Annotated in this window: 23 protein-coding genes; 9 read left to right on the top strand and 14 right to left on the bottom strand. The window is 65.0% G+C overall.

The window, feature by feature from the left end:
• The 3 genes from EN738_RS13125 to EN738_RS13135 form a co-directional block, all read left to right on the top strand.
• Positions 1–1,511: DHA2 family efflux MFS transporter permease subunit (locus tag EN738_RS13125; protein ID WP_127284056.1), on the top strand; the 1,511-nt coding region annotated here is incomplete at its 5' end.
• A gap of 175 nt (positions 1,512–1,686) precedes the next feature.
• Positions 1,687–2,967, top strand: coding sequence for an SDR family oxidoreductase (locus EN738_RS13130; protein ID WP_127284057.1), 1,281 nt, complete (start codon positions 1,687–1,689; stop codon positions 2,965–2,967).
• Positions 2,967–3,455, top strand: coding sequence for a DUF2269 domain-containing protein (locus tag EN738_RS13135; RefSeq protein WP_127284058.1), 489 nt, complete (start codon positions 2,967–2,969; stop codon positions 3,453–3,455). Before EN738_RS13130 ends, EN738_RS13135 begins: the two co-directional genes overlap by 1 nt.
• Before the next feature lie 7 nt (positions 3,456–3,462).
• On the opposite strand, the gene msrB is transcribed toward EN738_RS13135, so the two are convergent.
• From msrB to EN738_RS13155, 4 genes are all read right to left on the bottom strand, one after another.
• Positions 3,463–3,966 carry a peptide-methionine (R)-S-oxide reductase MsrB gene (msrB, locus tag EN738_RS13140; RefSeq protein WP_127284059.1) on the bottom strand — a complete coding sequence of 168 codons (504 nt, stop codon included), beginning with the start codon at positions 3,964–3,966 and terminating at the stop codon, positions 3,463–3,465.
• A 204-nt stretch (positions 3,967–4,170) separates the two neighbouring features.
• A complete protein-coding gene (locus tag EN738_RS13145) occupies positions 4,171–4,728 on the bottom strand; it encodes a fasciclin domain-containing protein (RefSeq protein WP_127284060.1) in 558 nt (185 codons plus the stop codon).
• Positions 4,729–4,953: 225 nt separating this feature from the next.
• A complete protein-coding gene (locus EN738_RS13150; RefSeq protein ID WP_127284061.1) occupies positions 4,954–5,658 on the bottom strand; it encodes an anti-sigma factor in 705 nt (234 codons plus the stop codon).
• Positions 5,655–6,194 carry a sigma-70 family RNA polymerase sigma factor gene (locus EN738_RS13155; RefSeq protein ID WP_127284062.1) on the bottom strand — a complete coding sequence of 180 codons (540 nt, stop codon included), beginning with the start codon at positions 6,192–6,194 and terminating at the stop codon, positions 5,655–5,657. Before EN738_RS13155 ends, EN738_RS13150 begins: the two co-directional genes overlap by 4 nt.
• A gap of 154 nt (positions 6,195–6,348) precedes the next feature.
• On the opposite strand from EN738_RS13155, the gene EN738_RS13160 reads away from it, so the two are divergent.
• Both EN738_RS13160 and argB read left to right on the top strand, forming a co-directional pair.
• Positions 6,349–7,854: an amidase gene (locus EN738_RS13160; RefSeq protein WP_127284063.1), complete on the top strand. Its 1,506-nt coding sequence runs from the start codon at positions 6,349–6,351 to the stop codon at positions 7,852–7,854.
• Positions 7,855–7,936: 82 nt separating this feature from the next.
• Positions 7,937–8,830 (top strand): acetylglutamate kinase, encoded by an 894-nt coding sequence (argB, locus tag EN738_RS13165; protein WP_127284064.1) that lies wholly within the window; start codon positions 7,937–7,939, stop codon positions 8,828–8,830.
• A 30-nt stretch (positions 8,831–8,860) separates the two neighbouring features.
• Here argB and EN738_RS13170 read toward each other — a convergent pair whose 3' ends face one another.
• The 3 genes from EN738_RS13170 to EN738_RS13180 all read right to left on the bottom strand — a co-directional run bounded on the left by EN738_RS13170 (position 8,861) and on the right by EN738_RS13180 (position 11,554).
• Positions 8,861–9,259 (bottom strand): RidA family protein, encoded by a 399-nt coding sequence (locus EN738_RS13170; protein WP_127284065.1) that lies wholly within the window; start codon positions 9,257–9,259, stop codon positions 8,861–8,863.
• A 162-nt stretch (positions 9,260–9,421) separates the two neighbouring features.
• Complete coding sequence (gene bchE / locus EN738_RS13175) at positions 9,422–10,969, bottom strand: magnesium-protoporphyrin IX monomethyl ester anaerobic oxidative cyclase (RefSeq protein ID WP_127284066.1); 1,548 nt, start codon at positions 10,967–10,969, stop codon at positions 9,422–9,424.
• Between the two features lie 108 nt (positions 10,970–11,077).
• Positions 11,078–11,554 carry an Lrp/AsnC family transcriptional regulator gene (locus EN738_RS13180; RefSeq protein ID WP_127284067.1) on the bottom strand — a complete coding sequence of 159 codons (477 nt, stop codon included), beginning with the start codon at positions 11,552–11,554 and terminating at the stop codon, positions 11,078–11,080.
• A 140-nt stretch (positions 11,555–11,694) separates the two neighbouring features.
• Here EN738_RS13180 and phhA point away from each other — a divergent pair, with 140 nt between their 5' ends.
• Entirely contained in the window at positions 11,695–12,528 is an 834-nt protein-coding gene (gene phhA, locus EN738_RS13185; protein ID WP_127284068.1) for a phenylalanine 4-monooxygenase, read from the top strand.
• Between the two features lie 198 nt (positions 12,529–12,726).
• Here phhA and EN738_RS13190 read toward each other — a convergent pair whose 3' ends face one another.
• A complete protein-coding gene (locus EN738_RS13190) occupies positions 12,727–13,218 on the bottom strand; it encodes a MarR family transcriptional regulator (RefSeq protein WP_127284069.1) in 492 nt (163 codons plus the stop codon).
• Positions 13,219–13,313: 95 nt separating this feature from the next.
• On the opposite strand from EN738_RS13190, the gene EN738_RS35450 reads away from it, so the two are divergent.
• Positions 13,314–13,481 (top strand): hypothetical protein, encoded by a 168-nt coding sequence (locus tag EN738_RS35450; RefSeq protein ID WP_187331341.1) that lies wholly within the window; start codon positions 13,314–13,316, stop codon positions 13,479–13,481.
• A gap of 139 nt (positions 13,482–13,620) precedes the next feature.
• Here EN738_RS35450 and EN738_RS13195 read toward each other — a convergent pair whose 3' ends face one another.
• From EN738_RS13195 to EN738_RS13205, 3 genes are all read right to left on the bottom strand, one after another.
• Positions 13,621–15,060: a GMC family oxidoreductase gene (locus tag EN738_RS13195; protein ID WP_127284070.1), complete on the bottom strand. Its 1,440-nt coding sequence runs from the start codon at positions 15,058–15,060 to the stop codon at positions 13,621–13,623.
• Complete coding sequence (locus EN738_RS13200; RefSeq protein WP_127284071.1) at positions 15,057–15,227, bottom strand: hypothetical protein; 171 nt, start codon at positions 15,225–15,227, stop codon at positions 15,057–15,059. Before EN738_RS13200 ends, EN738_RS13195 begins: the two co-directional genes overlap by 4 nt.
• Positions 15,228–15,419: 192 nt before the next feature.
• A complete protein-coding gene (locus EN738_RS13205) occupies positions 15,420–16,181 on the bottom strand; it encodes a GGDEF domain-containing protein (protein WP_127284072.1) in 762 nt (253 codons plus the stop codon).
• 161 nt (positions 16,182–16,342) lie between these two features.
• On the opposite strand from EN738_RS13205, the gene EN738_RS13210 reads away from it, so the two are divergent.
• Positions 16,343–17,050, top strand: a complete 708-nt coding sequence (locus EN738_RS13210) for a pyrimidine 5'-nucleotidase (RefSeq protein WP_127284073.1) — start codon at positions 16,343–16,345, stop codon at positions 17,048–17,050.
• A 65-nt stretch (positions 17,051–17,115) separates the two neighbouring features.
• On the opposite strand, the gene EN738_RS13215 is transcribed toward EN738_RS13210, so the two are convergent.
• The 3 genes from EN738_RS13215 to EN738_RS35455 all read right to left on the bottom strand — a co-directional run bounded on the left by EN738_RS13215 (position 17,116) and on the right by EN738_RS35455 (position 18,578).
• Complete coding sequence (locus EN738_RS13215; protein ID WP_127284074.1) at positions 17,116–17,478, bottom strand: hypothetical protein; 363 nt, start codon at positions 17,476–17,478, stop codon at positions 17,116–17,118.
• Positions 17,479–17,579: 101 nt separating this feature from the next.
• Positions 17,580–18,035, bottom strand: a complete 456-nt coding sequence (locus EN738_RS13220) for a hypothetical protein (RefSeq protein ID WP_127284075.1) — start codon at positions 18,033–18,035, stop codon at positions 17,580–17,582.
• A 126-nt stretch (positions 18,036–18,161) separates the two neighbouring features.
• Positions 18,162–18,578 (bottom strand): hypothetical protein, encoded by a 417-nt coding sequence (locus tag EN738_RS35455; protein WP_189340673.1) that lies wholly within the window; start codon positions 18,576–18,578, stop codon positions 18,162–18,164.
• A gap of 428 nt (positions 18,579–19,006) precedes the next feature.
• Between EN738_RS35455 and EN738_RS35460 the strand changes: the two genes are divergently transcribed.
• Positions 19,007–19,278: histidine kinase (locus EN738_RS35460; RefSeq protein ID WP_245494512.1), on the top strand; the 272-nt coding region annotated here is incomplete at its 3' end.

The raw sequence follows: 19,278 nt of genomic DNA on the forward strand, positions 1-19,278 counted from the left end.
TCCTGGCGATGGTGTTCGGCATGTTCATGGCGATCCTGGACATCCAGATCGTCTCGGCCTCGCTGGCCGAGATCCAGGCGGGCTTGAGCGCCAGCTCGGACGAGATCCCGTGGGTGCAGACGGCCTATCTGATCGCCGAGGTGGTGATGATCCCGCTGTCCGGCTTCCTCAGCCGGATGCTGTCGACGCGGGTCCTGTTCACAATCGCTGCCGCCGGCTTCACCGCGGCCAGCGCGCTGGCCGCGACCGCCACCAACATCGACCAGATGATCGTCTACCGCGCCATCCAGGGCTTCATCGGCGGCGGCATGATCCCCAGCGTCTTCGCTGCCGCCTTCACCATCTTCCCGCCGTCGCGCCGCGCCGTCGTCTCGCCGATGATCGGCCTGGTGGCGACGCTGGCGCCGACGATCGGCCCGACGGTCGGCGGCTATATCAGCCACGCCATGTCCTGGCACTGGCTGTTCCTGATCAATGTCGTGCCCGGCATCCTGGTGGCGACGGCGGCCTGGACGCTGATCGATTTCGACAAGCCCAACCTCAAGCTGTTCTCGAAGTTCGACTGGTGGGGCCTCGCCGGCATGGCCGCCTTCCTCGGCTGCATGGAATATGTGCTGGAGGAAGGCCCGAACAACGACTGGCTGCAGGACCAGGCGGTGTTCCTCTGCGCCGCCGTCATGAGCATCGGCGCGGTGCTGTTCTTCTGGCGCGCCTTCACCGCCGAGGAGCCGATCGTCGACCTGCGCGCCTTCACCAACGTCAACTTCGCCTTCGGCTCGCTGTTCTCCTTCGTCGTCGGCATCGGCCTCTATGGGCTCACCTATCTCTATCCGGTGTTCCTCGGCCGCATCCGCGGCTACGATTCGATGATGATCGGCGAAGCGCTGTTCGTCAGCGGCCTGGCGATGTTCTTCACAGCGCCCGTTGCCGGCATCCTGTCGAACAAGATCGATCTCAGGCTGATGATGATGATCGGCTTCTTCGGCTTCGCCACCGGCACCTGGTGGATGACGCATCTGACCGCCGACTGGGATTTCTACGAGCTGCTTATCCCGCAGATCCTGCGCGGCTGCTCGATGATGCTGTGCATGGTGCCGATCAACAACATCGCGCTCGGCACGCTGCCGCCGGAGCGGCTGAAGAATGCGTCTGGCCTGTTCAACCTGACCCGCAACCTCGGCGGCGCCGTCGGCCTTGCCGTCATCAACACGGTGCTGATCGACCGCAACGCCTTCCACTATGCCAGGCTCGCCGAGCATGTGCAGTGGGGCAGCGCCGAAGCGCAGCAGAAGCTGCAGAACATGACCATGAACTTCGAGCAGACCGCCGGTCTCGACGCCACCAAGGCGGCGATCTCCAAGCTGTCCGGCATGGTCCAGCAGCAGGCATCGCTGCTGTCCTTCATGGACGTGTTCTACATGCTGACGGTGCTGTTCGCCACGCTCGGCCTGTTCGTCCTGTTCATCCGCAAGCCGGCCGACCAGGCCGGCGGCGGTGGCGGAGGCCATTGAGGCGCGCCGGAACCCCCGCCTGGCGCCCCTCGTGCATGACCCCGGAATCGGCGACGATTCCGGGGGCATGCTTTAACTCCACCCGTTTGGCGGCGAGGCGTCGGCGGCGATCGCGCCTTGGATGAGAGCCATCCGAACTGGTTTCGGCCGAAGTGGTTTCAGCTAAAGTTCCGGCATGAACATCCTGATTCTCGGCGCGACCGGCTTCATCGGGTCCGCCGTCACAAGAAGACTTGCGGAGGAAGGCCACCAGGTCACTGGGCTTGGACGCGAGCCGGCGCGCGCGGCGCTGAAGATGCCGCAGGCGCGCTGGCTGAAGGCCGATCTCGCCGGCATGACGCGGAGCGTGGACTGGCAGACCGCACTGGATGACCAGCAGGCCGTCGTCAATTGCGCCGGCGCGCTTCAGGACGGGCTCGCCGATGACCTGACGGCCACCCAGGAAAAGGCGATGCTCGCTCTCTATGAGGCTGCGCGCGACCGGGAATTGCTGATCGTCCAGATCTCGGCGGACACAGGGGGAACCGGCCGCGACCTGCCCTTTCTCGACACCAAGAGGCGGGCCGACGGGGCGCTCGCGGCAAGCGGCGTGCGCCATGTCATCCTGCGGCCGGCGCTGGTGCTCGGCCGCAATGCGCATGGCGGCTCCGCCTTGTTGAGGGCGCTGGCGGCCTTCCCGCTGGCGATCCCTCTGGCTTACGCCGACAGCCCGGTCACGGCGGTCGCGCTCGACGATGTCGCCGGCGCGGTCAGCGCCGCGATCGGCGGCGTCTTGCCCTCCGGCTCGGACCTCTCGCTCGGCGGCGATGAAGGCCTGACGCTGAAGGACCTAGTCCTTTTGCATCGCAACTGGCTCGGCCTGCCCCCGGCCCCTGTGATTGCCGTTCCGCCGATGGCCGCACGGCCGGTGACGTGGCTGGCCGATCTCGCCGGCCGGCTCGGCTGGCGCTCGCCGCTCCGCTCGACCGCACTGGCGGTGATGGCGGGCGGTGTCGAGGTCCGGCGGCAGCCAGGCACAGACCAGCGCCTTTCGTCGGCGGCCGAGACGCTCGCCGCCGCTCCTTCGGGCGTGCAGGATCTATGGTTCGCCCGGCTCTATCTCTTGAAAGCGCCTATCATCGTCACGCTGGCGCTGTTCTGGCTCATTTCCGGCCTCGCGCCGTTCCTGGCATTCGAGGCGGCGCGCAGCCATTTCGCAAACTTCCTGCCTGGCCGCGCCGCGAACGCGATGGTGGCGGTGACGTGTCTTGCCGATGTCGCGCTGGGGCTTGCGGTGCTTTTCCGGCCCTGGGCGCGGCGTGCTCTGATCGGCATGCTGGTGCTGACGCTCGCCTACCTGCTTGCCGCTACATTCGCGGAGCCGGCGCTCTGGCTCGATCCGCTCGGCCCCCTGGTCAAAGTGGTGCCGTCGATCCTGCTGGCGCTCACGGCCCTTGCCATTCTGGACGAACGCTGATGGCGCTGGAAGACGTGCTGCGACTTGTCCATGTGCTCGGCGCGACGGTGCTGTTCGGCACCGGCATCGGCATCGCCTTCTTCATGGCGATGGCCGTCAGGACCCGCGACCCCCGCATCATCGCCCATGTCGCCGGCATCGTGGTGATCGCCGACACCATCTTCACGGCGACTGCCGTGGTGCTGCAGCCGCTGACCGGGTACGGACTGGCGCGCGTCGTCGGCTGGCCGCTCAACGAAGGCTGGATCCTGCTGTCACTGGCGCTCTATGTGGTCATCGGCCTGTTCTGGCTTCCGGTGGTCTGGATCCAGATCCGCTTGCGCGACATGGCCAGGCACGCCGCGGCGGAAGCGACCGGCCTGCCACCAGGCTTCGACCGCCTCTACCGCGTCTGGTTCGCGTTCGGTTTTCCGGCTTTCTTCGCCGTGGTCGCCATCTTCTGGCTGATGCTGACCAAGCCCAGCATCATGCTTCTCGGCCTGAACTAAGCGCGTCTCAGGCGGCGGCCGGCTTGAAGCTCAGCGCCACGCCGTTGATGCAATGGCGCAGGCCCGTCGGCGCCGGACCATCGTCGAAGACATGGCCGAGATGGCCGCCGCAGCGGCGGCAATGCACCTCGGTGCGGGTCATGCCGAGCGAGCGGTCCGCGGTCGTGCCGATGGCCTTGGGAATTTCCTGCCAGAAGCTCGGCCAACCGGTGCCGGAATCGAATTTGGTCTCCGAGGGATAGACCGGCAGGTCGCAGCCTGCGCAGGCGAAGATGCCCTTGCGGTGCTCGTCGAGCAGCGGGCTGGTGCCCGGATATTCAGTGCCTTCCTTGCGCAGCACATCATACGCCGCGTCGGACAGGATGGCGCGCCATTCGGCGTCGGTCTTGGTCACTTCGAAGGTCTCGGCGGCGCGGGCGTCTGGCGCGCCACCAATGCGCAGCAAGGCAGCCGTGCCGGCCAGCACCGCGGCGGCCGCGGCGCCGCTCAGGAGAAGATCGCGACGGTTCATGGGACAATTCCTCCAATGCCGGTTTGCCAGATTTTCGCGCCAAGCGAAAATCAAAAGCGGTTGACGCCTCCCAACGAAAACTCCGCGCCGGCTCCACTTCACGTGGACGGCGCGGAGCAAGCTGTCAGTCGCACGGCCTACAGGAGAGGAGCCGCGCAACCGGGGAAGGCCTTTGCCATGTCTTCGCTGGCAGCGGCGTCTTTGTTACATCTTCGGCAGCAGCACCTTGTCGATGACGTGAATGACGCCGTTAGACTGCCGGACGTCGGCGATGGTGACATTGGCGACATTGCCGTTCTCGTCGGTCACGGTGACCTTGCCCTTGTCGGCCTTGAGCGTCAGTTCGCAGCCGCCGGCGGTCTTGACCTTGTGCGCGCCGCCATCGGCCTTGGCCATCTTGGCGACGTCGGCGGCCATCGCCTTGGCGGCGATGACGTGGCAGGTCAGGATCTTGGTGAGCTTGTCCTTGTTCTCGGGCTTGAGCAGCGTCTCGACCGTGCCGGCGGGCAGCGCGGCGAAGGCCTCGTTGGTCGGCGCGAAGACGGTGAACGGGCCGGCGCCCTGCAGCGTGTCGACCAGGCCGGCGGCCTTGACGGCAGCGACCAGCGTGGTGTGGTCCTTCGAATTGACGGCATTCTCGATGATGTTCTTCTTGGCATACATCGGCGCGCCGCCGACCATCGGATTGGCGGCATAGGCGGCGGCACCGAGCGTGGAAAGACCAATAGTACCGGCGAGCAAAAGGGTGGCGAATTTACGCATGATTTCTATCTCCTCTGGATATCGTTGCCCGTTTTTGGGAACACCAGGAGATACGGGGCAGTTTTGCGCGAGTTTCGTCCGGCTCTCAAAAATTTTTATCTGGCCTTGTGCGCGACGAAATTATGCTGACGAGCGCGCGGCCGGAAAGAAACTTTCCTAGCTCCAACCTGACGCAGGATAGATTTCGATTATTCTTTCAGGCAGAGCGCCCGGCCCTCGAAGAGACTAGATGCCCCTCAGGTCGCCCGCGGCGACAACCGGCCCGGTCGGCTGGCCGGTCGGCGAGCCCCCGACAGGCTCGACGCTGACCGCGAGCACGGCGCCTTGCGCGAGCTTCTGCTCGACGGCCGGCGTGACCGCCATATGCGTGGTCTGGCCGGCGGGGATGACGCCCATCGAGACCGGCGCGTTCTTACCCTCGATCATCCACAACTCGAAATCCTTGCCGGCGGCGCGCTCGCCGGAGACAAGAGAGAGGCCGACATCGCGCCGCGCCGCGTCGTAGACGACGAGATATTTGACGTCGCTGCCGTCGGCGGCCAGCGAGGCGACCAGCCGCGCCTGCGGCTCGACCACCGGCGGATTGACGTAGGGCAAGGCAATGGCGATCGCCAGCGCAGCCACCGCCGCGGCGGCGAGGCCGCGCCAAAAGGCGAGGCTCGACCAGAGACCGGGGCGCGATTCTTGCGCGAACAGCCGGCGATCGATCGCCTCCTTGACCCTGATCGGAGGCTCGGTCTCCGGAAAGGCTGCGGCCATCGGCGAAAGGTGAACCTCCCAGCGGTCGACAAGACGCGCGAAAGCGGCGTCTGCCTCGATGCGGCGGGACGCGATCTGGCGTTCGTCCGCGGCCAGGACGCCAAGAACGTATTCGGCGGCGAACAGGTCGTCGCCTCCACGTTCCGGTCCGTTTTCCTCTGCCAGCGTCATCTTTCCAGGCATTCCCTGAGTTTCAACAGGCTGCGCCGCAGCCAGGTCCGCATCGTGTTCAGCGGCACGCCATGGCGCTCCGCCAGCTCGGCATAGCTTTCGCCGTTCAGATAGGCGCCCCGGACGGCCGCCGCCCGGTCTTTCTCCAACTCATCGAGGCAATGGTAGATGCGCACGGATTCACCGCCCGCCACGGCCATGGCCTCCGGTCCCGGCGCCGGATCGGCCACGTCGAGCGCGGCATCGATATAGGCGGCTGGCTCTCGCCGCGCCCGGATGCGATCGATCGCATGATTGCGCGCAATGGCCACCAGCCAGGAAATCGGGCTTAGATCGGAGACCGCGAAACGATCCGCCTTCGTCCAGATCTTGACGAAGACCTCCTGAAGCGCTTCTTCCGCATCTCCCCTGTCCTTCAATACACGAAGGCAGACGCCGAAAAGTTTCGCGCTGGTCTGCCGGTAGAGCAGATCAAACGCTGCCCGGTCCTTCATTGAAGTCCGGACGATCAGCTGGCTGATATCCTGCGGCGCCATGGCGGCAAATTAGAGGATTGCCATACATTTGCAACGGCGCAGGCAATACTGTCCCGCTCAAAGCTTGCGATGATCTTTGCCGACGATGGGTTAGCGCGCCGTTGCCAAGCAAATCGGCTGCCGCTAGCCTCCGGGCCGGCGGAGGACAGCGGCGATGTCGGTCGAGCGGGTGCTGTGGGAAGAGGATGCGACCGGCCTGGCCGGCCTTGTCCAGAAGGGTGAGCTCTCGCCGCAGGAGCTTGTCGACGCGGCAATCGCGCGCGCCGAGGCGACGCGCCCCGACATCAATGCCATCGCCGAGCCGCTTTATGATGCGGCGCGGGCACGCGCCAGGACGGTCGACCGCACGCTGCCGCTCGCCGGCGTGCCCTTCGCGCTGAAGGACCTCGGCATCGGCCTGAAGGGCGTGCCGATCCATGGCGGCAGCCGCATCCCGGCTTTCACGGCCGACTACAATTCGGTGATGGTCGAGCGCCATCTCGCCGCCGGCCTGATCCCGATCGCCACAAGCACCTCGCCCGAGCATGGGCTGCGGCTGATGACGGAATCGGCGGCTTTCGGCATCACCCGCAATCCGTGGAATACCGGCCACACAACCGGCGGCTCGTCGGGGGGCGCGGCGGCACTGGTGGCTGCCGGCGTGGTGCCGGCGGCACATGCCTCCGATGGCGGCGGCTCGATCCGGGTGCCTTCGGCCTGCAGCGGGCTGGTGGGCCTGAAGACCTCGCGCGGCCGCGTGCCGCTGACGCCGCTCACCAGCGAAAGCTGGTTCGGCATGGTCGTCGACCACGCGGTCGCCCGATCGGTCCGGGATTCGGCGCGGCTGCTCGACCTGACGCATGGGCCGGATCCGCTGTCGCCCTATGGCGCGCCGGCGCCGAAAGGCAGCTTCGCCGCGGCCGCGGCGCGCGATCCCGGCAAGCTCAGGCTCGCCGTCTACCGAAAGTCGCCGCTCGGCCTGCCGATTTCGGCCGAGACGCTGAGGGCGCTGGACACGGCGATCGCGCTGGCGCGCGAGGGCGGCCATACGGTCGAAGAGATCGACCTGCCCTATATCGGGCGCGATTTCATGGCCGATTTCTGCAAGACGGTGACCTCGGCGGTGGCCGGCACGATACGCGCCGAGGCGCTGCGCGTCGGCCGCGGCGTTCTCGGCGACGTCGAGCGGGCCACGCGCGTGCTTGCCCGCTTCGGCGATATCATCCCGGCCGGCGAACTCTATGAGATCCTGCAGCGGCTCAACGCCACGTCGCGCCGGCTGATCGCCGAGACGGCGCCGTACGACGCCGTGCTGATGCCGATCATCGCGCACCCGCCGCTGGCCTGCGGCGCCATGGATCCGAAGGGCGCCGACGAGTTGATCGAGAACCTGCTGGACAAACTGCATTTGACCAGGCTGCTCAGGATCAAATCGTTCCTCGGGCAGCTGATGGACAAAAGCCTTTGGTTCACCCACTGGCCGGCGATCCAGAATGTCACCGGCCAGCCGTCGATCGCGCTGCCGGTCCATGTCACCGAGGCCGGCCTGCCGCTCGGCATCCAGGCGGCGGGGCGCCCGGGCGACGAGGAGACGCTTTTGTCCTTCGCCGCGCAGATGGAGAAGATCTCGGGCTGGCAGAAGCGGCGGGCGCCGCTGAAGGTGCCTCAGCCAATTTCATAAATTGTGACAGCAAAGCCGTTTGCGACCCGAACCAATTCCCGCTAAGACGCGCGCCATCCTTGCCACTTTGGGAACAAGACCGATGACGGACATCGCCGCCACCGCCGAAATGCAGGCCGCGCTGCTTTCGCGGGCGCTGCCCTATATGCAGCGCTACGAGAACAAGACCGTCGTGGTGAAATATGGCGGCCACGCTATGGGCGACAGCGAGCTCGGCAAGGCCTTCGCTCGCGACATCGCGCTCTTGAAACAGTCCGGCGTCAATCCGATCGTGGTGCATGGCGGCGGACCGCAGATCGGCGCCATGCTCAACAAGATGGGCATCGAATCCAAATTCGAAGGCGGCCTGCGCGTCACCGACCAGAAGACGGTCGAGATCGTCGAGATGGTGCTAGCCGGCTCAATCAACAAGGAGATCGTGGCGCTGATCAACGCCGAGGGCGAATGGGCGATCGGGCTGTGCGGCAAGGACGGCAACATGGTGTTCGCCGAAAAGGCGCGCAAGACCATGATCGACCCGGACTCCAACATCGAGCGGGTGCTCGATCTCGGCTTCGTCGGCGAGCCGGTCGAGGTCGACCGCACGCTGCTCGACCTGCTCGCGCGCTCCGAAATGATCCCGGTGCTGGCGCCGGTGGCGCCCGGCCGCGACGGCCACACCTACAACATCAATGCCGATACCTTCGCTGGCGCGATCGCCGGCGCCTGCAAGGCCTCGCGGCTCTTGTTCCTCACCGACGTTCCCGGCGTGCTCGACAGGAACAAGACGCTGATCGACGAGCTGACGGTTTCCGAGGCCAAGGCGCTGATCAGGGACGGCACGGTGTCGGGCGGCATGATCCCGAAGGTCGAGACCTGCATCGAGGCGATCGAGCGCGGCGTCGAAGGCGTCGTCATCCTTAACGGCAAGACGCCGCATTCGGTGCTGCTTGAGCTGTTCACCGAGCACGGCGCCGGCACGCTGATCGTGCCCTGATGCGGCCTGACGATCAGCCTGGCTGTTCTGTCAGGCGGGTTGAGGCAGGCGGGCGATGACCTTTATTTCGAAATCAAAGCCGGCCAGCCAATTGACGCCGACTGCAGTCCAGTTGGTGTAAGGCGGTTCGCCAAACACTTTCAACCGAACGGCATCGATCGCCGCCCACTGCGCTGCAGGATCGGTGTGGAAGGTGGTGACGTCGACAATATCGTCGAACGTGCCGCCGGCGGCTTTCAGCACAGCTGCGAGGTTGTCGAAGGCCAGTTGGACCTGCTTCTCGAAAACCGGCTCGGGCGAGCCGTCCTCACGGCTGCCGACCTGGCCCGAGACGAACAGAAGGTCGCCCGAGCGGATCGCCGCCGAATAGCGATTGATCTCATAGAGTGCCTGCCTTCCGGCAGGAAAGATTGCGTCACGTTTGCTCATTGTCATTCCATTCAGATGTGGCAGACCAAATCTCCTGGCGATCCGGGCCTGCGTTCCATGGTCCGGGACAATTCACATACGCCCCGTATGCCTGAGATGGGTGCATACGTGACGTATGTCAATACGCATACGTTACGTATGTCTGTAAATGGCAAGGACCCCTCAGGCGCCGGGTGAGATTGCAACGGTCGCTTCGGCCGGCTTGCGCGGCGGCCGCATGACCACCATCGATTCTTCCTCGGCGTCCTGCGGCGCGCCCCAGAATTCGGCGAGCGTCGGCCCGTCCGTCACGCGGCGGTCGCGGGCCAGAAAACCCCAGACTTCGCAAAACCAGACGCGGCGGCCCATCTTCGTGTACCAGCGCATCGAATGGCGCTGCTCGGGATCGCGGTGGAAGAGGATTCGCGCCAGCGCCTTCGGCCGCGACTGCACGGCGAGCTCGATCAGCTTGACGCTGAAGAACAGCATCCAGGGTTTTAGCCGCGTCATCCTCAGCACCTGGTGCTTGTAGTCCCACAGCCGGACATCGCTCTGGATCACCCTGCGGTCCTTGGCGATGCGGAAGAAAGGCGTCCAGCGGTGCGGCGTGACATAGAGCGCCTGGATCTGGTCGGGATCGTAGGCGATCAACTGGCGGAAGCCGCGCCAGAGGTCGCGGAAGCCCTCGTCCTCGAAGCCGGCCACCCAGGTCGCCATCGACAATATGCCATGCTGACGCAGCAGGCGGATCGCCTCGCGGTCTGAAGCCGTGCTGCCACCCTTGCGGATCAATGACAGCGTCTCCTCGTCGGTGTTCTCCATGCCGAGCAGCCAGCGGATGACGCCGGCCTTGCGGTAGAGATGCAGGATATCGGCGTCGCGCACGATGTCGTCGGCGCGGGTCGAGCCGACGATCAGCACCGGCACGTCTTCAGCGATCATGGCGTCGAGAAAGGCGCGCCAGGCCTTCTTCGACGAGGTCGGGTTCTCGTCGGCGAGATTGATCAGATCGACGCCGTGCTCGCGGTGCAGCCAGGCGATCTCACGCGCGAAGTTCTTGGGGTCGCGATGGCGCCAGCGGGTCCAGAAGCCGCGCTGGCCGCAATAGTTGCATAGATGCGGACAGCCTCGGGAGAACTGCATGACCACGGCGCGCTTGCCGCCCCAGTAGCTGTAGCGGCGGTGGTCGATCAACTCCCAGCCGACGCGGTAATCATCGAGCGTGGCGATGGTGCCTGCCGAACGGGTGGCGAACGGACGGCCGAGATCGTCGCGATAGGCGATGCCGGCCACATCGGCGAGCGGCCGCCGCCGGTCCAGCGCCTCGATCAGCGACACGATGGTCGCCTCGCCCTCGCCGCGCACGATGACGTCGAAGGCTTCCGTTCCCGCCAGTATGTCGCGCCAGTGATAGGTCGGGAAGATGCCGCCATAGATCACCAGCGTCGCCGGCGCGCGGCCCTTGACCATGCGCGCGATTTGCAGCGCGGTCGGATGCGCCGAGGTGGAGCCGGAATGGCCGATCAGGATGCAGTCGGGACCGTCGCCCAGGGCATCCTCGACGAGCGCGGGAAGCGGCATCGGCCCGAACTCGGCATCGACGAGGCGGACCTGATGGCCGGCATCGAGCAGCGGACCGCCGAGCGCCAGCAGACCGAGCGGCGGCAGATGGTCGTCCGGCACGCGGCTGCCGATGGCGGTGTGCGGCGGGTTGATCAGCACGATCTTCATGGCGGACCTTCCTGTTCGATGGTCCGCCTGACCTAGCCGGCGATCTGGATGCCGACTTGGCCCTGTTCAGCAGTTTCGGTGCAGCTTTTCCACAATAATGGCGCGTGGCTACTTCCTGAGATGCCCGAGCGGCACGTGGCCGGGCCCCTTGATGTTCTGCAGCACAAGCTGGGTGTGGACGTCGCGGACGCCATCGAGCCGCATCAGCCGGTGCATGACGAAGGCGTTGAGCTCGTCGACCGAAGGCACCATGACATGCAGCAGGAAATCGTGGTCGCCGGTCATCGTCCAGCACGACGAGACCTCGTCCATGCGCTGCACGGCGGCGATGAAGCTCTCGGGCGAGCCGTCGCTGTGGCTGACCAGCCGCACCTGGATGAACACCTCGACCGTCAGGCCGACGGCGCGGCGGCTGATGACGGCGCCAAAACCCTTGATGATGCCAGTGTCCTGAAGCGCCTCGAAACGCCGCGCGCAAGGCGTGGTCGAGAGGCCGATCTGCTGCGCCAGCTCCGACACGGGCTTGCGTCCGTCGCGCTGCAGGATGTCGAGCATCTTGATCTCGAAATCGTCAAACTGAGGCATTTTCACTCTCCAGCAGCTTTTCGATAGCTTCTTTTACCTCAAATAGCGCGAGCGGACCATTAGGAAAGCGGAATTGCCTCGCCGCCTCCGGCTAAATTGGCAACACGATTGCCACTCATGAATCCGCCAGGAGAACAGCCATGACGATCAGCGTTGCCGATTACGCCCGCGAATGCGAGGCGCAGGGCCTGCGCGGCGACTATTCGGTCTGCCGTGCCGATTTCACCGTGGCGCAGGGCTACGACTACAGCGCCGACGAGCAGGCGGTGTGGCGCACGCTGTGCGACCGCCAGACCAAGCTGACACAAAGGCTCGCGCACCGCTCCTATCTCGACGGCGTCGCCGCACTCGGCCTGCTCGACCGGATCCCGGATTTCGACACGATCAGCGAGAGGCTGCGCAACCTGACCGGCTGGGAGATCGTCGCCGTGCCGGGCCTCATCCCCGCGGCCCCCTTCTTCGACCACCTCGCCAACCGCCGCTTCCCGGTCACCAACTGGCTGCGGACGAAGGAAGAGCTCGACTACATCGTCGAGCCGGACATGTTCCACGACTTCTTCGGCCATGTGCCGATCCTGACGCAGCCGGTGTTCGCCGACTTCATGCAGATGTACGGCGAGAAGGCGGAGGACGTGATCGCGCTCGGCGGGGACGAGATGATCACCCGTCTCTATTGGTATAGCGCCGAATATGGGCTGATCCGGGAAGCCGGCCAGCCGCTGAAGGCTTTCGGCGCCGGGCTGATGTCGTCGTTCACCGAATTGCAGTTCGCCGTCGAGGGCAAGGACGCGCACCACGTGCCCTTCGACCTCGAGACGGTGATGCGCACTGGCTACGAGATCGACAAGTTCCAGCGCGCCTATTTCGTGCTGCCGTCCTTCGACGTCCTGCGCGATGCCTTCGGCAGCGCCGATCTCGCCGGCATCGTCGCCCGCCACAAGGGCAAGCCGGCGCTTGACCCGGCGACGGTCTAACGGCTCTCAAAGAGCGCGCAGCGTCTTGAGAGCCATGCATCAAACAAGGTCTTGAAGCGCGGCGGCTCTGCGCGTCGCGCCTCGAGGTCGGCGTCGCCCCGCCGGCGTTCAGGGCGGTTCAGTTGCCGATTGGGCGGCTGAACCGCTCCGAATATTTGCCGGACAAGCGCCGCTCGGACAGCTCCGGCGCTTCGGGGATCAGCCGGCTTGCGGCGCCTCCGCCTTCAGCCGGGCAAGCTGCTCGCGCTGCAGGTCGAGCGCGGCGGTGATAAAGCGCTGGACGGCGGCGAGTTCGGCATCGCTGAAGCTGGCGATCAACCTTTCGCCATCACGCGCGATGGCGCCATAGTAGCGCGCCGAGAGCTCGCGGGTCAGGTCGGTCGCCTCGATCACCACCTTGCGCCTGTCCTCCAGGCTGCGCGTGCGCGTCAGCAGGCCGCGCGCCTCCAGCCGGTCGATCAGCGCGGTGACCGCGGCCGGGGTCAGCCCGGTCGCGACCGCGATCGCGCCCGCCGATTGGGCGCCGCCATGGAGCAGCCCTAGGCACTGGCGCTCGGCCGCGTTCAGCCCGAGCCTCGCCCCCACCGCCTCGTCATAGGCCTGTGTCGCATCCTGCCAGCGCATGATGGCGAGACTGATGGCTGCCGTCATGTCGGCGCGATTCGTGCTTGACGATTTTATTTCGATCATCTAACTATCAATCTGTCTAACATTAAGACGACAGTAGGAATATGCGACCGCAGCCTGCGCAAGGCAAGGTCCCGGTCGCTGACAAGGAGCAAAAAATGAGCTTGATTCAGCAGCGGACTCCCCTCTCGCACGAGGAGGAGTTCAAATACGCCAAGCTGGCGATGGAATGGTATGGCTGGGGTTCGCCGATCGGCCTCGGCATCCTGCTGGTGGCGCTGGCGGCGGCAGCCGTGCTGGTGCGCATCGCCGTCTACGGCCTTTAGGCCGGCGGCAGACGATTCTCCCCAAAGGCCCGCCAAGGGCGACGCCGGCGGCCTATCCGGCTGCCGGCGTCGCTTGCCTTTGGGATGATCTTTTCGCAATTCCGGACGGAAAACCGCGACGCGCCGTTGCTGGAATTGCTCAGACGGCGATGACCTTGCTCAGATGATCGCCCAGCCGGCAGGCCAGCGCGGTGATCGTCGTCGTCGGATTGCATTCGCCCGAGGTGCAGAACACCGAGGAGCCGCCAACATAGAGATTGTCCATGCCGTGCACCTTCGAATTGGCATCGACCACGCTCTTGGTCACATCCGTGCCCATGCGCGTGCCGCCCATATGATGGTGTCCGGCCAGCTCCTCATTGGTCGGATAGTCCTCGCCATTGGTCAGCCAGTCGGCGATGCGCACCCGGCCGAGGTTCTTCTCGGCCAGCGTCTTGCCGAACAGCCGGAGGCCTTCGAGAATCGTGCGGTGCTCCAGCGGCGATTTCTTCCAGTGCAGTTCGATGCGCGGCACGCCGGCGTGGTCGACATCGGTCTTCGACAGCTCGATCTGGTTGGAAGCCAGCGGCGCCTGTTCCCAGGCGACATAGAGCTGGGCGGCGCAACGCAGGCGCTGGCTGAGCTTGGCTGACATCCATTCGGCCATGTCGGGCGCCGTGCAGGCGAGGTCGGCGATCAACCGCTTGACGCTCGGATAGGGCGTCTCGATCAGCCGGATGCCGAAATTCATAATCTGCAGCCGTTCCATGGCGGGCAGTGTCGGCGAAAAGAAGGCCTCGTTGACGGCGTCGACCTCGAACTCGCCATAGTCGGCGAGGATGGCATTGCCGCCCTCGAAGGTTGGGTGCTCCATCCAGTAGCGGCCGAGCGCCGCGGCGTTCGGCACGACGCCGCCGTTCGAGCGCTGGTTCGACCACAGAAGCAGCCGCGAATTCTCCAGCCCACCGGTGCAGACGATGAAGTAGTCGGCGCTGAAGGTTCCGGCATCCTGCCCGTTCGACCACAGCCTGGCGCCGGTCACCCGCTTGCCGTCGCCGGCAAGTTCGGTCGCATAGGTGTTGAGCACGACGGCGATGTTCTTGCTCTTGTCCAGCTCGTCGGCGAATTTCTCGCCGAAGCGCACGGCCGAGCTCTTGATCAGCTGCACCCAGCGGATGTCGTCCGAGATTGGCACATCGGGCTGGAAGTCGGGAAGCTCGAGGATGTCGTGGACTTCTCCCAGATAGGGCTCGATGTCGGTGCGGCTGATCGGCCAGCCGGTGTCCGGCGCCCAGGCCTTGGGCTCGAAGTCCTGGCTGTCGAGCACCCGGCACCAGCCCGCCCAGTGGTTGGACGAACCGCCCATGAAGCGCAGCCGCGTGATGTCGAGATCGAAATAGGGATCGCCGACGGTGGCGCCGCGATAGAAGTCCTGCGATTCGTCGCTGAATTCGCGCGATCCGGCCTCCAGCACGACGACGGGAATGCCGGCGGCGCCCAGCTTTCTGGCGATCGTGGTGCCGGCCGGGCCGGATCCGAGGATGCAGGCCCTGGCGGCGAAATTCGACGCGCGGAAGGCCTCGTAGCTGTCGAAGATCATGCGAGGTCGCTCCGCTTCAGGATCCAGCCATTGACCTCGACGATCTCATTTGGGTCGGCGTTGGGGGGATCGACGACGGGCTGGTTGCGGAACAAGGACAGGGCCGGCAGCGCGATCAGCGCCTGCACGATGGCGCGGCGCGACATTTTCTTGATGAAGAAGCTCATGACACGTCTTTCGATGGGGGCCTCGATCCACGCATGGCGTTCCTGAACGGCACACGCCCGCCAGGAAAAGCCAGTTTCGTGCCAATGCTAGCGCAGGCTTCCCTCACAACCGGATAAGCGTCCCGGTTGAATGCGAACATGGTTAGGATTTCGCGAGCCTGCCGCCGGGGGCGCGCTCTTGGCGGGTGGATCTCAGGCGGCTTCCGAGACATCGCGGTCGAGGATCGACAGGTTGCGGCCACGATGCTTGGCCTCGTAGAGCCGCCGGTCGGCGGCGCGCATCAGCTCGGACACGTTGATGCCCTCGCCGCATATGGTGCCGCCGATTGAGACGGTGAGTGGCACGGTGCGTTCGTCGACCGGGCGGAAGCGGATCAGCTCGACCTCGCGGCGGACGCGCTCGGCGACGCGCTTGGCCTCCTGCGTGGTGGCGCCGACCAGGAAGGCGGCGAATTCCTCGCCGCCGATGCGGCCAAGCACGTCGCCGCTGCGCACGCCGCGCTCGATGGCGCTGGCGATCAGCAGAAGAGCGTCGTCGCCGGTCAGATGGCCGTAGCTGTCATTGATCATCTTGAAGTGATCGGCGTCGATGATCAGCAGCGCGCCGCGATCGGATTTGCGCCGGGAGCCGTCGAGGGCGGCAAAGAAGCTTTCGCGGTTGAGCATGCCGGTCATGTCGTCGCGGCTCGCCTTTTCCGACAGGCGCCGGTGCGCGGTGGCAAGCTGGGCATGCGCCCGGGCGAGTTCGCGATGCGCGCTTTTCAGCCTGTCGGTTTGCCAGAAGGTGGTGGCGCTGGCGATCCAGGCCAGGATCAGCGGGAACACGGTGGAGGTCAGCCAGATCGCGCGGCTGAGCGGGACGCCCAGTGCCGGCATGATGATCAGCGTCAACAAAAGCGAGATGGCTACCGAGGCGCACGCGACCGCGGCGGACTTCAGAAATAGGCGATTCATCGCTGACTCCCACAGAACCGCTTCTGTGCCAGCAAGCGCTGAAGGCGACCTTTCGGCGATGGCTAAAATTTGAAACGACACGCGATTTTCGCCGCGCGCGGCGCGCATAAGTTGTGGATAAATCCCCTGTCGAAGATTCTATTTCGTGCCATAAGGAGCCCATGACCACGCTGCCAGACCCCGCCCGCTTCGCCCATGTCACGGACTGGGTGTTCGATCTCGACAACACGCTTTACCCGCACCATTCGAACCTGTTCGCGCAGATCGACGTGAAGATGACGGCCTATGTCGGCGAGCTGTTGACGCTGCCCCGCGATGAGGCGCGCAAGCTGCAGAAGGAACTCTACCTGGAGTATGGCACCACGCTGAACGGGCTGATGACGCGCCACGGCATCGACCCGGACGACTTCCTCGAAAAGGTGCATGACATCGACTATTCCTGGCTGGTGCCCGACCCGGTGCTCGGGGCAGCGATCCGCCAGCTTCCCGGGCGCAAGTTCATCTTCACCAATGGCGACCGCAGGCATGCCGAGCGCACCGCGCGACAGCTCGGCATCCTCGAGCATTTCGACGACATCTTCGATATCGTCGCGGCCGGGCTCAACCCCAAGCCGGCGCGCCAGACCTATGAGCGGTTCGCCGAGCTGCATTCCGTCACCGGCCACAATGCGGTGATGTTCGAGGACCTTGCCCGCAATCTCTCGGTGCCGAAAGCGCTGGGCATGACGACGGTGCTGGTGGTGCCGCGCAATTTCGAGCCGACCTTCGCGGAGATCTGGGAGCGCGACCCGGCCAATGAGGACGACGTCGATTTCGTCACCGACGACCTCGCCAGCTTCCTGACGGCGATCGTCGAAGTCACGGCGTGACCGATCGCCGGCGCATGCCGCCCGTGCGCAGCGGCGCAGGCGGCATGCTGAACGTTGGGCATCGGCTATTTCAGCGTGAAGTCCGGGATCGTGCCGGGCGGCAGTCCCAGCCGGCCATTCAGGTCCTTCAGGAACCGGCACCAGTCTGGAGTGCCGCCAGTTCCTCGGCCGTTGCCATTGCCGTCCGACGCGTTGCCGTTGCCGAAGCCGTTGCCGCAATTGGCGTTGCCGTTGAAGTTGCCACTATTGAAGTTGCCGCTGAAGCTCCCGGCATTACCGTTGCCATTGAAATTGCCGCGATTGCCATTGCCGTTGAAGTTGCCGGCGTTTCCGTTGCCGTTGAAGTTGCCGGTGTTGCCAAGGCCGTTGGCAACACCGATCGGAAGGTCGGCAATCCTGACCAGGGCCGAGGCGTCGGCGGCAAGCATCGCGGCAAGCAGCGTGCCGAGCGCGAGGCTGTTTCCCTCAAGCAGCCTCGCCGCCAATTGGCGCTTGCGAGGCGAAGCGGACCTCGGCGATCTCGGACCGGTCATCGGTTGTTTCCCCGGCCGTTGAAATTGCCGTTGAAGGCCCCGACATTGCCATTGCCATTGTAGGAGCCGCCGTTGAAGTTGCCGTTCCCGGCGCCGATATTGCCGTTGCCGTCATATTCGCCGGTGTTGCCGTTGCCGTTGAAGGCACCGACATTCTGATTTCCGCTCGTCGCCGATGTGTTGTCGTTGCCGTTGAAGGCGCCGACATTGCCGGTGCCGCTGTTGAAGGCGCCGACGTTGCCGCTGCCGCTGTTCTTGTAACCGACATTGCCGCCCGAGAAACCGAGCGGATTCATGCCGCGGACATCCGAACCGATGGACTGGCCGTACCGGCCGACGCTTTGCTGGACGCGTGACATGCTGAAGGCCTGGGTGCCTGTCGTGCCGTCGGCTTTCGCGGCGGTGGCGCTGATCAGGCCCAGGCACAGCGCCATTGGGACGCGCGATTTCATGTGCGAATTCCTTCCATAACTTCGCATTGAAAAAAACTGGGACCGCCGGCGACACGTCGCGAAAGCCTTGCGCGGGGGGGACGGGCGCTGGCTCGGCGATCCCAGAAGCGTCAGCGTCTTTCGACGCTACTGGTTGGCATTGCCGTTGCCGTTGCCGTTACCCATGCCCCAGTTGCCATTGCCGTTGGCATTGCCGTTGCCGAGGCCGAAATTGGCATTGCCGTTCAGGTTGCCGTTGCCGAGGCCGAAATTGCCGTTGCCGTTGCCGTTGCCGTTCGCGGCGCCGGCGTTGAGGTTGCCGTTGTAGTTGCCGTTGAAGGCGCCGGCATTCGCGTTGCCGTTGCCATTGCCGTTGCCGAAGCCGAAATTGCCGTTGCCGTTGAAGTTGCCGTTGAAGGCGCCGGTATTGGCGTTGCCGTTGCCATTGCCGTTGCCGACGCCGACGTTGCCGTTGCCGTTGCCGTTGCCGCTGCCGATCGAAACAGCGGACGCCGTACCGGTCAGAGCCGACAGGACAGCCGCGGCCAGAATGATCTTCCTCATGACGTTCTCCTTGGTTTGCGTTGAACTTCCCGGCCGCAACAAAGATGGCCGAGACGACGCAAGAAGAATGCGCGCAGAAATGGCGACCGGACATTCGGGCTGATCGGCATGTCCTGTCAGTTTTTCAGCTGATGTCCTTGTCGGGAAAAGCCGACGGGACCGGGAAAAAACTGACAGGCATAAGGGCGTATGTGGGTGTATATTGCACAGAGAGACAGAAATTCGGGGCCTTTTCTCACAAACCCGTGAACGGCAACTCCTATAGAGCAATTCCAGGAAAGCGTGGAACGGTTTTCCGCCTGGATTTGCTTCAAACAAGGGGACGTAGCGGCAAGAGAACAGAAGGGGCGATGCGGGCTGGTATCGACACGCGCGAGAGCGACACTTCGAAGTCCCGGCGCCGGAGACTGGCGCGGCGCTTGATCGCCGTGCAGGAAGAACAGTGCCGGCGCCTGTCGCGCGAGCTTCACGACGATCTCGGCCAGATGCTGGCCAGTGTCGCGCTCGAACTGCACGGCATCCGCGCAGGGTCCCCGGAACAGGGTGAGCGCCTCACGCGGGCTGCCATGCTCGTCGATCAGTTGAGCGCCAGGGTACACGCTGCCGCCTGGAATTTGCGGCCCGCCGACCTGGATCACCTGGGGCTTCGCGCCTGCGTCGAGGACCTCGCCGCCATGCTGTGCGCTCAGCTCGATATCCC

This window comes from Mesorhizobium sp. M4B.F.Ca.ET.017.02.2.1 (assembly GCF_003998955.1).
GTDB classification, from domain to species: Bacteria; Pseudomonadota; Alphaproteobacteria; order Rhizobiales; family Rhizobiaceae; genus Mesorhizobium; species Mesorhizobium abyssinicae.

Coding starts and splice junctions, on each gene's coding strand:
- EN738_RS13130 (WP_127284057.1), top strand. CDS start 1,687: ATGAACATCCTGATTCTCGGCGCGACCGGCTTCATCGGGTCCGCCGTC.
- EN738_RS13135 (WP_127284058.1), top strand. CDS start 2,967: ATGGCGCTGGAAGACGTGCTGCGACTTGTCCATGTGCTCGGCGCGACG.
- msrB (WP_127284059.1), bottom strand. CDS start 3,966: ATGAACCGTCGCGATCTTCTCCTGAGCGGCGCCGCGGCCGCCGCGGTG.
- EN738_RS13145 (WP_127284060.1), bottom strand. CDS start 4,728: ATGCGTAAATTCGCCACCCTTTTGCTCGCCGGTACTATTGGTCTTTCC.
- EN738_RS13150 (WP_127284061.1), bottom strand. CDS start 5,658: ATGACGCTGGCAGAGGAAAACGGACCGGAACGTGGAGGCGACGACCTG.
- EN738_RS13155 (WP_127284062.1), bottom strand. CDS start 6,194: ATGGCGCCGCAGGATATCAGCCAGCTGATCGTCCGGACTTCAATGAAG.
- EN738_RS13160 (WP_127284063.1), top strand. CDS start 6,349: ATGTCGGTCGAGCGGGTGCTGTGGGAAGAGGATGCGACCGGCCTGGCC.
- argB (WP_127284064.1), top strand. CDS start 7,937: ATGACGGACATCGCCGCCACCGCCGAAATGCAGGCCGCGCTGCTTTCG.
- EN738_RS13170 (WP_127284065.1), bottom strand. CDS start 9,259: ATGAGCAAACGTGACGCAATCTTTCCTGCCGGAAGGCAGGCACTCTAT.
- bchE (WP_127284066.1), bottom strand. CDS start 10,969: ATGAAGATCGTGCTGATCAACCCGCCGCACACCGCCATCGGCAGCCGC.
- EN738_RS13180 (WP_127284067.1), bottom strand. CDS start 11,554: ATGCCTCAGTTTGACGATTTCGAGATCAAGATGCTCGACATCCTGCAG.
- phhA (WP_127284068.1), top strand. CDS start 11,695: ATGACGATCAGCGTTGCCGATTACGCCCGCGAATGCGAGGCGCAGGGC.
- EN738_RS13190 (WP_127284069.1), bottom strand. CDS start 13,218: ATGATCGAAATAAAATCGTCAAGCACGAATCGCGCCGACATGACGGCA.
- EN738_RS35450 (WP_187331341.1), top strand. CDS start 13,314: ATGAGCTTGATTCAGCAGCGGACTCCCCTCTCGCACGAGGAGGAGTTC.
- EN738_RS13195 (WP_127284070.1), bottom strand. CDS start 15,060: ATGATCTTCGACAGCTACGAGGCCTTCCGCGCGTCGAATTTCGCCGCC.
- EN738_RS13200 (WP_127284071.1), bottom strand. CDS start 15,227: ATGAGCTTCTTCATCAAGAAAATGTCGCGCCGCGCCATCGTGCAGGCG.
- EN738_RS13205 (WP_127284072.1), bottom strand. CDS start 16,181: ATGAATCGCCTATTTCTGAAGTCCGCCGCGGTCGCGTGCGCCTCGGTA.
- EN738_RS13210 (WP_127284073.1), top strand. CDS start 16,343: ATGACCACGCTGCCAGACCCCGCCCGCTTCGCCCATGTCACGGACTGG.
- EN738_RS13215 (WP_127284074.1), bottom strand. CDS start 17,478: ATGCTTGCCGCCGACGCCTCGGCCCTGGTCAGGATTGCCGACCTTCCG.
- EN738_RS13220 (WP_127284075.1), bottom strand. CDS start 18,035: ATGAAATCGCGCGTCCCAATGGCGCTGTGCCTGGGCCTGATCAGCGCC.
- EN738_RS35455 (WP_189340673.1), bottom strand. CDS start 18,578: ATGAGGAAGATCATTCTGGCCGCGGCTGTCCTGTCGGCTCTGACCGGT.